The organism is Leptospira kemamanensis, assembly GCF_004769665.1.
Lineage (GTDB): Bacteria > Spirochaetota > Leptospiria > Leptospirales > Leptospiraceae > Leptospira_A > Leptospira_A kemamanensis.
Window position 1 is genome coordinate 16,984 of record NZ_RQGG01000015.1, and the last position, 12,396, is coordinate 29,379.

Consider the following 12,396-nt stretch of genomic DNA (forward strand, 5'->3'; position numbering starts at 1 on the left):
CTTTAAAAAATCCGAGAAAATGGTCGGAAATTCCTAAACGAATAAAGAGGCTCTATGTCCGACAAAGAATCAAAATCGCTTTCGATTTTGGATTACCTCAGCGTTGCCGTTGCAACCCTTGGGTCACTTGGTGTGATCGTATCTGTTGTCATGACAGGATGGGTATATGAATCTTCCTTCCTGGTAGGTGGGATGCTTTTACTCCTCACTTCTTCCTACTTTGTATACAAAATCATCGAAAAAGTATCGAAAGACAAACAAAAGTCAGGTGCTATATGGTTATCCTATGTGATCGCCATTTTTATGTATACGATGGTAAACACATTCCAACCACTCAAAGAGTTGGAAGAAAATTCCATCTCATTCCGTTTCCAATTTTTGAGAGGAACCAATACCAAAACAGAAAGTGAAGGGGATACTGGTCGGATTGAATACATCCAATACAACCCACCTGCCAATGCTAGAAAAGATATCAACATCATTGGTATCACAACAGAGTCACTCGAAAAATTGCAAGGTACTTGGCCACTTCCTTGGAGTTATTATGCAGACATTATTGAAACATTCAAAGATTCGAACAACATTCTGATGTTCGATATTTTCTTCGTGGATTACAAACCGGGTCAAACGGAAGAGATGGTAGCTGCATTGCAAAAGAATCGCAATGTTCTATTTGACTACCCTATGGAAGTCAGTGCGGAATCCAAAGAAGCAGTTCTCAATCTTGAGAAACGAATTGATATCTTACGTAAATTCCAATTAAAAAATGTCATCGATGAAAACGATGCTGGAATCTCTTGGGTGAAATTCCCACAACCTCCGATCGAGCCCATTGGGGATTTATCAGCTGGTCTTGGTTTTGCAAACGTAAAAAAAGACGAATCTGGCCTCAACCGAAAGATGCCTCTTGTGGTAAAAGTGTATAACTCAGGGAGAGACCGCGAAACAGAATATTTCCCATCCATCGACTTACTCATTGTTTGCCAATACTATGGGATCAATGTGCAAAAAGATGTCGAAGTCAACATGGGTCATTACGTAAAACTCAAAAACATCCCTAAAAAGATCATCCGTGAGTTCAATGTCAAAGCACGTAAGTTTGAAGAACGTGATGTCATGCACATCCCGAATGAAAACAGAGAAGTGGTCATCCCCATTGATTGGGAAGGTCAAATGGAGATCAATTTTGTGGGAGGAAGGTATTCATTCAAACAAAATGAAATTTTCGAAGTCACAAATGATTGGAATCCAGAATTACTCGAATCAAACCAAATCAATAATAAAATTTTCTTAGTGGCGATGTACTATGCAACTGGTCGCGGTGCTTCTAAAGACTCCCACTTATCTCCGTTTGGTGATATGTCGGGGATTGAACACCACGCTCATGCAGTAAATACAATTCTTAACCAAGACTTTTTGGCAACGATGCCAAATTGGGGAATCTTTCTCATTTACGTTGGCCTTGGTGTGATGATTGGATTTTTGCAACCTCGAGTCAAAACCCATATTGGTTTTGCGATTATGTTAACACAATTGTTACTCTATGTGATCGCAGCTCTTTATATTTTCCAGACATTCAATCTCATCACAGTGTTACCATCAGTCACAATCGAACAGATCGTGGTTTTTGTGGCCATCATTGGATTTAGAATCTTAACAGAAGAGGAAAACGTCAAATACATCCGTCAAACCTTCTCGAAATTCGTATCCAAGGATGTTGTGGATGAACTTCTCAAACACCCTGACAATTTAGCACTGGGTGGATCCAAACGAGAAATTACGATCTTTTTCTCCGACGTTCGTGGGTTTACCACCATTTCGGAACAACTTGGTCCAGAAGATTTGGTGAAGTTGCTAAACGAATACTTGTCAGCGATGACAGACATCATCATCGAATACAAAGGAACCATCGATAAATACATGGGAGATGCGATCATGGCATTCTGGGGTGCTCCCGTTCCATTGGAAGACCATGCATATTATGCCTGCGTGGCAGCTCTTGCACAGCTCGACCACTTAAAAGTCCTACAACAAAAATGGGCAGAACGAAATGTCCCTGTGATCGATATTGGATGTGGTTTGAACTCTGGCCCTGCGGTCGTAGGGAACATGGGATCTTCCCATAGGATGGAATATACCTGTATGGGAGACACCATCAACTTGGGATCCCGTTTGGAAGGCTCCAATAAAATGTACACCACAAATATCATCATCTCAGAATACACCTACGAAAAAGTGAAAGACCGAGTGGTGACAAGAGAACTTGATTTGGTGCGTGTAAAAGGAAAAACCCAACCTGTTCGGATTTACGAATTGCTTGGAATCACAAACCCAGAAGATATGGAGAAAATGAAGCGGCCACTCCAAAAGGCGGCAACATGAAGTTTCAATGCCATCGTATCCATATCTCGACAAAATCAATTTTCCACAAGACCTTAGAAACCTAAAGGAAACAGATCTCCCTGCCGTCTGTCACGACGTCAGGGAATACATCATTGACACCCTCTCCGACGTGGGAGGGCATTTTGCTAGTAACCTTGGAGTCGTCGAACTCACCGTTGCTCTCCATTACGTCTTCCAAACCCCAAAAGACAAAATCATCTGGGATGTGGGCCACCAAACCTATCCTCACAAAATCCTAACGGGTCGAAAAAAAGAACTACCCACGGTTCGTAAATGGTTAGGACTCTCTGGGTTTCCTAAACGCGAAGAATCAGAATACGATTTGTACAACACGGGACATGCTGGAACCTCCATTTCCCAAGCCTTGGGAGAAGCATGTGCTCGCGATTTAATGGGAGAGAACTATAAAGTAACAGCTGTGATTGGAGATGCTTCTATTGCCACAGGGATGGCACTTGAAGCCATGAACCATGGTGGCCATATCAAACCCGATATGCTTGTCATCTTAAATGACAACTACATGTCTATCTCCAAAAACGTTGGTTCCATCTCCAATTATCTGAATCGAATCATCTCTTCTCAGGTTTATAACAAAGGCAAAACTGCAATTTATAGTTTTTTAAAATGGATTCCTCTCATTGGGCCCGCTTTACAAGCATTAGCTCATAATATGGAAACATCCTTTAAGCATTTTATGATGCGTCCAGGTGGACTTTTTGAAGACCTTGGGTTTACCTATTTTGGACCCATTGACGGCCACGATGTCAATCGAGTCGTACAAATGTTGCAAAACCTATCCAAAATCCAAGGCCCAATCCTTCTCCATGTCCTCACACAAAAAGGAAAAGGATACAAACCAGCGGAAGCTGACCCCATCAAATACCATGGTGTGACGCCATTTAACAAAGAGTCAGGGAAGATGGCGACTTCCGATTCTAATAAAATTGGTCTCTCGAAAATTGTGGGAAAAACTCTCATCGATTTAACAAACAAAGACAAACGTATTGCGGTCATCACTCCAGCTATGATTGAAGGATCAGGACTCCGCGATTACCAAGAAACCTATCCCAACCATACATTTGATGTAGGAATTGCCGAACAACACTCCGTTGCCTTTGCAGGTGCTATGACAAGTGGTGGTGCCATTCCATTCATGTGTATTTATTCTACATTTTTAACGAGAGCAATGGACCAATTAGTAGAAGATGTATCCCTCATGAACTTACCCGTACGATTTGTCATCGACCGGGCAGGAATTGTGGGGCCAGACGGGGAAACGCACCAAGGTTTGTCTGACTTAGGATACTTAGCAGGTCTACCCAATATGGACATCATGGTACCAAGTTCTGCTCAGGACATCATTGACAGCCTTCATTTTATGAAGGATTACTTTGAACATCCCATTGCCATTCGGTTTCCAAAAGACAATGGCGACTTACGGGAGTTAAAGTTTGAATCCCCAAACCCTATCCAAAAAGCAAAAGCAAGGCTTGTCATGGAAGGGGAGGATTTACTCATCTTGTCTCTAGGTTTTATGTTGCCTATTGCCAAACAAGTGGCTTTGGCCTTACAATCGAAAGGGTATCATGTTTCTGTGATTGATCTCTTTTGGTTACGACCTTACGACAAGGACCTCGTTCACACATTCATTCAAAAAACCAAACAGTTTATCATTTTAGATGAAAGTTACCTACATTCTGGTGCTTCCGGTTATCTTTTGAACGAAATCCCAAACAATCTCATTGGAAAGTTCTTAAAAACATTTGCTCTTCCTTTGGAACCGATCCACCAAGGGGAAAGAAACCAAATTTTAGAACATTACCGGTTAACGGCAGCTCAGATTGCAGAAGATTTATTACCTAGTTTGCAAAAATAAAAAATAAGTTTTCAAGGAGATTTTTAAGGCTTCCGAAAATGAAAGAAAACAGGTGAGGATCTCTTTGTCTTCAAGTTCTTTCCAACTTTCTTTAGATTTAGCAAAAGACCATTTCAAAATCGGTGATTTAGATCGTGCCGAATTCCACCTTCGTTCCAGTTTAGAATTGGAAGAATCAGAGGAAGCTTATTTTTACTTGGGACTTGTCCAAAACGCTCTTGGATTATGGAGTGATGCTTTGGCATCTTATTACAAAGCCGTTAGTTTAGACCATGAATACGGAAATCCTTGTAACGAAATCGGAGTTTTACTCCTTCGAATGGGAAATGACAAAGAGGCAGTGTATTGGCTGAAAAAATCAGTTCGTTGTGAACGAAATGATGCCCCTCATATTTCCTATTTTAATTTAGCGACCCTTTACAAACTTTGGAATCGTCCAGAAAGATCCTTACAATACTTACACAAAGCTCTTTCCTTAAAAAAAGATTTTATGGAAGCGAATGAACTTTGGAGAGAATTGAAAGCGGACGAAGAAGCTCCTTCCAATTAACTGTAGTCAGTGGGGAGGGGAACCGTTACCTCTCCCTCGTAGGTTGGAATTTGCATTTTCACACCCTTCCAATCCAAATAGGTCAAACCATCTTCCTCTGTTAACAAATCAGACAATTCTTTGGCGGCATTCCAAGTGAAACGGTATTTGATCCTTTCTTCATTTGCCTTTAGTCCCAAAATTCCACCGTCTTTTGTTTCATAAATTTCAAACTCACCAAGGAGATAACTCCGTCCATCATCGGTAATAAAGGAAATTTCCCCTTCTGTCACTTCCACGTGTACAACATGACAAGGAAAGCCGTCTATTTTTAAGTACCCGTGTTCCGAAAGTTCACCAAAGGTATTTTCAATATACACACCTTTTTCGTTACCATGTAGATTGTTACGAAAGTAGGTGAGGATTTCCTCTTTATCAATGGGATTCCCACGAAAGATCCATTCGTCGGCCGGGGAGATGTAGATTTCAGAATCAAATTTTCTTGGCATAGGATTATTTATAACGGAAGGCATAGCCTTTCCAATAAGGCAGGTTGGACTTTTGCACATAGGAATTGGTTGTGCGACCCTTTTGGTCCATGGTTTGCACCGAAACATTGTCAACCAAGGATTGATTCTTTTCTGTCATCCAAACCCCGTCGATTTTTCGTCGGAACATATCTTTTTTTAAGCGGGGTTCATAGTCTTCCCAAGTCAGGTCCTCTGTATTTCGAATGATGATCTCACCCACGATTTTAAAGAGTTTTTTTGGTCTTTCTCGAAGGATTTCCACTTCTTCCCAAGTTTGCAACTTATAACGGTGATCATTTGGCCTAAAATCAGGTTCTGGGATGAAATCGACCGAAGAACAACCCCAAAAAAAACAAACCATTAGAAATCCGTAAAATTTGAACCGCATTTTAAACCTTAGACAAAAATATGCTATACATTGGCAGAATTACCATAGGATAAGCAATACAAAGATTTAGGCACCAAGCTTTCATGGAAGAAACAGACATCGGGAAACGCAAACGGGAGAACGTACTCAAAATTGGTTACTCTACTTTAGATGAAATCGAAGAAAAAGTAAAGGCCTTTCGAGTTATGAACCAAAATGCCGTGAAAAAGCGGTATCTCATCACCCGAGACCCCATTTTAGACCCACAAGGGAAGGTGCTTTTGGCAAAGGCCCAGGAAATTGACGTTTCCGCAGCCAAACTCCTCCGCCGGCACTTCAAAGGTGTGGACATGTTCAAAGTGTTCCAACCAGACGAGGGACTTGTCATCATTTCAGATATGTCTACGATGGAAGGAGTATCCTTTTCCATGGACATTGTGACCCAGATTATGAACTTGGGTGGTGGAGCTTACGAAGGGTTCATTGACCGTGTGGATAGTTTTGAGGACTTCATTGGTCTACTGAAGAAGAACCTCTTTCCTCGTATGATCATCGTGGGATACCTTCCCAAAGAGAAAATCCAAACCGAAATCATCAATTTTGTCAAAGTGAAACGTTTGGACAATTACTTAAGAGCCTTAGAGTTAACTCACACTGTTTTCAAACCTACGGCATACTTTCCTCTGGATTCTTTGGATCCCGCACCACGAAAGATCGAAAGGTCTTGCCACATCATGATTTTGGGTCCTATAGAAGGGACGAGGATAAAATCTGGAATGATGGACCTTTGGATAAATTCGTTTTTGATTCCAATGTCTTCGTTTCGGTAAATGACCTCACGATTGAAAGCGGTGTAATCAATACTTAAGATGTATTGCAGTGCCTTTTCCACATCATCTTTCGAAACAAAACATTTTTCCAAAGGAATGGTGATATGGTATTTTGTGAGAATTGGGAAGTGACTTGCAATGTTACCTGATGTCAAACGTACGTTTGGTTCATACATGGAAGAAATTTCCGAACCAAGTCTTGCTTCTCCTGTATCATAATCAGGGGGAATGTCTTTTTCGGATTTGATTCCAGAATCTTTGAGATCCATTTTTAGTTTTTCAAAAAAAGTTTGCCCGAGTTCATCTACAGATGTTGGAACTTCTCTTGAATAAATTTTTTCTAACCAATCGGTACCGTGGTGGATCGGAGCACTTGGATTCCCACCTGGTTGGTACAAACGACCTACGAGTTCTACAATATGGCCATCGTCGAGTAAGGTTTCGTCAAAATAACCATAACGTAACATTAGTTCAACGGCTTTTGGCGCTTGTTTGCCTGATTGTAACCATTTGGTGAAGGATTTTTTGTACACATCCCAATAGGTTTTGGCAATGGTTCTACGGATTTTTCGGTTGTCCGGCTCTGGATCGAGTGGGTTTTTGAAAGACTTCAGTTTTACCATGAGAGTGGAAAACTCTTTTACGGATTCGGGATCAACCTGTGAATAATTGAGGATTTGGCTTGCCGAGTTTAAAAGTTCTACTTTGAGAGCTTGGGTATCAATGCCGGCACGGATTGGATCTCCCCCTTGGGCAATGGCTTCTTCTTTGTTTTTTTGTGCACTCAGTTCATGACCATATTTAGAAGTGAGTTCTGCTTGTTTGGATTCAAGTTTGTCCAGGTTATTGCCAAGAGAACCAAAGTTGGTTCCAAAAATTTGTTTGTATTCCTCTAACAAGGATTTGGATTTTTTTAAAGCCCATTCTGTGATGGGAAGTAATACAGTAGATGGGATTGTTGAATAACCAGTATTAAATAGGTCTAACGTGAGGTTAAATTTTTCTAATAAGGAATTTTCCCCAACAAACATAGAAGTCATCGTTTCAGATAAATCAAATGTTTCTTTGCTGAGTAATTCGAATAACTCGCGATAGGTTTTTACATAACTTTCTGCAGCACTTTGTAAAAGAGTTGGGTCTGCTTCAAACAATGCTTGTGAAATTTTTGGATTCACCGATAGAATTTTTCGAATGAAATGGAATTCCGCATCGTTCCACTCAATGGATTCGTTATAATCTTTTTCAAAAAACTCACCATGGTCCTCTTCTAAGAAGTTGATTGTTGGTTTGTCTGGTAACATACCACCATGTTCTTGGAACCCAGCTAAATTGTTTCGGATGAGTTTCATCACGGGATCGATAATGGTTTCATCTCTTGTGATCATCCCACCGGGATTGACATCAGAAAAGATAGAAGGATTTAAAATATAATACACAGCACCTAAATTATCCATCGTTTGATCAAACTTGGCTGCAAGGCCCTTGATGGATAAAACTCGTTTGTAGAGTTCCCCGATTTCTTTTAGTAAAGTGCGAACTGCCATCACTCCCACTGATACCTTGGAAGTGAGAGTTTTTTTAGCATTTGCTTGGTTCATCACATATGTGGACACAACACAGGAAGTTTTTGCACGAATGGTATAGGGATAGGGTGTTCCTTCCAGGAGTGCAAAGATACCTGGTGTTAGGTTTGCCCCATCCAAACTATAAAGAACAATGCTTGTGTCTCCGAGTGTGGTTTCCACTCGCACCGAACCCTCGTGAAGGATGTTCATGGACTGAGAGGCTTTACCTCCAATGAAAAGGACTTCACCGGGATTGACTGGGATCTTTTGGTTATTTTTACTGGTATCTAGAGGCATTTGGTTGTTCGTAAAGGAAACTTAGGTTTCCGACAAACGCTAATAAAGAAGCGCCAAATTGCAAAATACTTTTTAGAAAAATACAACATGTTACGACCACAAATCAAATTAAATGCGAAAAAAGAAATTTATGTCCCAGGGGATAAGTCGATCTCACATAGATCCGTCCTTTTTTGCGCTCTCTCCCAAGGAAAATCCGAAATTCATGGATTTTTAGAAGGAGAAGATCCTCTCCACACCTTACATTGTTTTGAATCGATGGGACTTTCTGTCTCTTCCCTAGGAAAAGGAAGTTATGCAGTGGTGAGTCCTGGAAAACACAACCTCAAGTCTCCGAAAGGAGTATTGGATTTTGGAAACGCAGGAACAGGAATTCGACTCTCTGCTGGGTTACTCGCAGGCCTTCCGGGGATCGAAGCGACTCTCACTGGTGATGCCTCTCTCTGCAAACGGCCTATGGCAAGGATCATGAACCCTTTAAAAGAAATGGGAGCTGAGATTCGATCGATCGATGGGAACGACAGAGCACCTCTCCACATCCAAGGAAAACAATTAAAAGACTATTCTTACGAGAGTACCATTGCCTCTGCTCAAATCAAAAGTGCGCTTGTTCTTGCTGCTTTGGCTTCTGGTATTTCGATTGAGTACAAGGAATCGGAAGTATCAAGAGATCACACGGAAAATATGATTCGATTCCTGGGTGGGAATATCATTCACCATTCTCCAGTTCACTTTACTGTCAAACCTCCTTACCAATTTGAAGGCACCAAGTATGTGATCCCTGGAGATATTTCTAGTGCTGCATTTTATATTGTGTTTGGTCTTTGTGCAGGGGGAAGTGAACCACTTCTCGTCAAAAACATTGGACTGAATCCTTCTCGGATTGGAATTCTTACCGTTTTACACAACATGGGTGGCAAAATTGAAATCGTCGCCAAACGTGTGGAATGTGGAGAAGAGATTGGGGATCTACTTGTTTATCCATCTCAATTGAAACGCACGGTAATCACGGAAGATTTAATTCCTTCGATCATCGATGAAATTCCAATCCTTACCATTGCAGGACTTTTTTCGGAAGGTGGTTTCCAAATCTCTCATGCGGAAGAACTTCGAGCCAAAGAATCCGATCGAATCCAATCCATGGTTTCCAATTTAGAAAAATTGGGAGTGAAGGTGAACGAAACTAAGGACGGCTATGAGTTTGGAGAAATACAAACCATCCAATCCACTAAAATTGAAACCTATATGGATCATCGCATAGCAATGAGTTTTGCGATCCTCTCTAAATTATCTGGCGTTGCACTTTCGTTTGATGATACGAGTTGGGTAGATACTAGTTTCCCGGGATTTTTTGAGATTCTGGAATCAATGTGATCCAAAATCAAAATTGAGAACCAACTCAAGTTCCGTTTCGTAAATGGAAATCATCGATAGAGATGGTTCCGGGAAGTTCGACTCTCTTTCGGACGAGAATTCCTCTAGACAAAGTCAATTCCATTCGAGTATTTTGGTTTTCTAGTTATGAGTTTACAATTGATAGAAAACGTAATCGCCATTGATGGGCCAGCTGGTTCTGGAAAAAGTACTCTTGCCCGCATGATCGCCACCAAATTGGGATTTCATTATTTGGATTCAGGTGCCTTTTACCGCGCCCTCACGTTTGCGATTTGGGAAAAATTCCAAACCACTGGAGAAGATGAATCTAAATTTCCATTTTTCACAGAGAAACTGGCAGATGCTTGCCTCTTGGAAAAAGACGAAGCCGAGTTTGGATTCTCTGTGGCAAAGATTCCCGTACATTGTGAACTCTCTTCCCAAGGCGAAAACATCATGTTCCTGGGAGAAAGAGACATAAGCCATGAAATTCGCGATCCAGAGATCACAAAAAAAATCCGTTACATTGCCCCAAGACGCGCTTTTCGAGAAATCTTAAACCGCCACATCCGAGAATTTGCCAGAACTCACAAACTCGTGATGGATGGCCGAGACATTGGAACCGAAGTGTTTCCAAAGTCGAAATTTAAATTTTTTCTCACTGCCTCTGTGGAAGTCCGGGCCAAACGCCGATACGATGAACTAGTTGCCAAAGGCTTCAAAGCCGACCTAAACCACATCAAGGATGAGATTGTGGCCAGGGATGAGAGTGACACCACCCGTACTGTGGCTCCCCTGAAAAAAGCTTCCGACGCAATCCTGATTGACACGAGCACCCTCGACACAGAAACTGTCCTAAATACTATCCTGTCCAAGGTTTCATCCTCTGGGCAAATCTAAGTTTTGTATCCCGGTAACCATTGAATTCAACCAACCCATCCTCCCCCAAAAATGAGACCACTTCCTTCGGCGAATTATTAGAGAAGTGGGAATCGCAGTCACAAGCACAAGAACAAGAGAACTCCGCAGGAAAAGGCACCCTGATTGAAGGGACTGTAGTCGATGTCATCGGTGACACTGTTTTCCTTGATATTGGAGAAAAATTAGAAGCTCGTGTTTCTCGTGAAGACTTCTCTGAAACGCCAAAACGTGGTGAGAAAGTCAGTGCGATCATCAAAAAGCGGGTCGACGGGTATTGTGTCCTCTCCAAAAAAGAAGCGGACCAAAGAGTTGGTTGGGAAACCATCAAAGATGCAAGTCAAAACGGATATCCCCTCTCTGGCAAAATTGTCGGCGAAGTGAAAAACAAAGGTTACCTCGTAGAAAGTGAAGGAATCCAATTATTCCTCCCTGCTTCTCACGTAGGTGTCCGTTTCAAAGAATCCACTGAAGGTGGAAAAGAGTTTTCCTTCAAAATCATTGAACTCAACGAAAAAACGAGAACCGGTGTGGTGTCTCGAAAAACCCTTCTCGACGAAATCAACGGCGAAAAGTGGGAAGAACTCCTCGGTAAGGTCAAAGTAGGAGACAAGGTAACAGGAAAGGTGGTTAAAATTGCCAATTTTGGTGTTTTCCTTTCTGTTTACGATGTAGTAGGACTTCTTCGTCAAAACGATATCTCTTATAAAAAATTTGCTCCTTTCAAACAATACTTCAACATCGGCGCGGAAGTCGAAGTGATTGTCTTAGAAGTTGATAAGGAAAATAACAAACTTTCCCTAGGCATCAAACAGTTGTATGAAGATCCTTGGGCTTGGGCAAAGAAAGAACTCGAAAAAGGAATGGTGGTGCGAGGAATCGTGACTTCCCTTACTAACTTCGGTGCTTTCGTTGAACTCAAAGAAGGTTTAGAAGGACTCATCCATACAACAGAACTTTCTTGGGCAAAAAAACCACCTCATCCAAAAGATGTTTTGAAAAAAGGCCAAGAAGTTGACTCTGAAATTTTAGACATTGATTTCGAAGCAAGACGTTTGTCTCTCGGACTCAAACAACTCCTTCCTAACCCTTGGGAAGCTCTTTCTGCAAACGTTCGTGCAGGAAATGTTCTCGAAGGTAAAATCACTGGAATCACTAAATACGGTGCTTTCGTAGAAGTAGAAAGTGGAATCGAAGGACTCATTCATATCTCCGACATCACTTGGGATGAAAAAGAAAAGAACCCTTTAAACCTCCTCAAAAAAGGCCAATCGGTTCAATACAAAATCCTAGATGTCAACTTAGATGCACAACGCATTAGCTGTGGATTAAAACAACTTTCTGAGCATCCTTATGAAGCTCTTCGCAAAAAATACCCACCAGGTACTCTTGTAGAAGGTCGTGTGAAATCCATCGTTAGTTTTGGGGTGTTTGTGGAAGTGGAACCAGGTTACGAAGGCCTTGTTCACATTTCTGAAATCCCAGATGGTCGTAACATCAAGTTAGAAGACCTTTACAAAGTAGGTGATTCTGTTCGCACTGTTGTGGTGAAAATTGAACCTAACAACAAAAAGATCTCCCTCTCAATCAAAGACTTTGATAAAGCTGTAGAAAGAGAAGAGATGGCTAAATACATGAAGGAAGACAACCAACCTTCACGTGAATCCATCGGATCTTTTATGAATTTAAACCAAAACCGATAGGTCT

Annotated in this window: 9 protein-coding genes and 1 pseudogene; 7 read left to right on the forward strand and 3 right to left on the reverse strand. The window is 41.4% G+C overall.

Annotated elements, in window-relative coordinates; all coding sequences use genetic code 11:
* Positions 1-54 precede the first annotated feature (54 nt).
* The 3 genes from EHQ59_RS06575 (at position 55) to EHQ59_RS06585 (ending at position 4,829) form a co-directional block, all read left to right on the forward strand.
* Positions 55-2,382, forward strand: coding sequence for an adenylate/guanylate cyclase domain-containing protein (locus EHQ59_RS06575; protein ID WP_135618534.1), 2,328 nt, complete (start codon positions 55-57; stop codon positions 2,380-2,382).
* Positions 2,383-2,389: 7 nt separating this feature from the next.
* The gene (dxs, locus tag EHQ59_RS06580; protein WP_135618536.1) at positions 2,390-4,279 is read left to right on the forward strand and encodes a 1-deoxy-D-xylulose-5-phosphate synthase; all 1,890 of its coding nucleotides are present in this window, start codon (positions 2,390-2,392) and stop codon (positions 4,277-4,279) included.
* Positions 4,280-4,343: 64 nt separating this feature from the next.
* Positions 4,344-4,829, forward strand: coding sequence for a tetratricopeptide repeat protein (locus EHQ59_RS06585; RefSeq protein WP_135618537.1), 486 nt, complete (start codon positions 4,344-4,346; stop codon positions 4,827-4,829).
* Here the strand turns inward: EHQ59_RS06585 and EHQ59_RS06590 are convergent.
* Complete coding sequence (locus tag EHQ59_RS06590) at positions 4,826-5,317, reverse strand: hypothetical protein (protein WP_208652329.1); 492 nt, start codon at positions 5,315-5,317, stop codon at positions 4,826-4,828. The genes EHQ59_RS06585 and EHQ59_RS06590 overlap by 4 nt on opposite strands.
* Before the next feature lie 4 nt (positions 5,318-5,321).
* A complete protein-coding gene (locus EHQ59_RS06595; protein ID WP_135618541.1) occupies positions 5,322-5,726 on the reverse strand; it encodes a hypothetical protein in 405 nt (134 codons plus the stop codon).
* 83 nt (positions 5,727-5,809) lie between these two features.
* Between EHQ59_RS06595 and EHQ59_RS06600 the strand changes: the two genes are divergently transcribed.
* The gene (locus EHQ59_RS06600; RefSeq protein ID WP_244245420.1) at positions 5,810-6,535 is read left to right on the forward strand and encodes a hypothetical protein; all 726 of its coding nucleotides are present in this window, start codon (positions 5,810-5,812) and stop codon (positions 6,533-6,535) included.
* 1,670 nt (positions 6,536-8,205) lie between these two features.
* On the opposite strand, the pseudogene EHQ59_RS17960 reads toward EHQ59_RS06600, so the two are convergent.
* A pseudogene (locus tag EHQ59_RS17960) lies at positions 8,206-8,397 on the reverse strand (hypothetical protein); the annotation flags it as partial.
* Positions 8,398-8,484: 87 nt separating this feature from the next.
* On the opposite strand from EHQ59_RS17960, the gene aroA reads away from it, so the two are divergent.
* The 3 genes from aroA (at position 8,485) to EHQ59_RS06620 (ending at position 12,392) form a co-directional block, all read left to right on the forward strand.
* Positions 8,485-9,771 (forward strand): 3-phosphoshikimate 1-carboxyvinyltransferase, encoded by a 1,287-nt coding sequence (gene aroA / locus EHQ59_RS06610; RefSeq protein WP_135618543.1) that lies wholly within the window; start codon positions 8,485-8,487, stop codon positions 9,769-9,771.
* 147 nt (positions 9,772-9,918) lie between these two features.
* The gene (gene cmk / locus EHQ59_RS06615) at positions 9,919-10,671 is read left to right on the forward strand and encodes a (d)CMP kinase (RefSeq protein WP_135618545.1); all 753 of its coding nucleotides are present in this window, start codon (positions 9,919-9,921) and stop codon (positions 10,669-10,671) included.
* A 20-nt stretch (positions 10,672-10,691) separates the two neighbouring features.
* Complete coding sequence (locus EHQ59_RS06620; protein ID WP_135618547.1) at positions 10,692-12,392, forward strand: 30S ribosomal protein S1; 1,701 nt, start codon at positions 10,692-10,694, stop codon at positions 12,390-12,392.
* Positions 12,393-12,396: the final 4 nt, after the last annotated feature.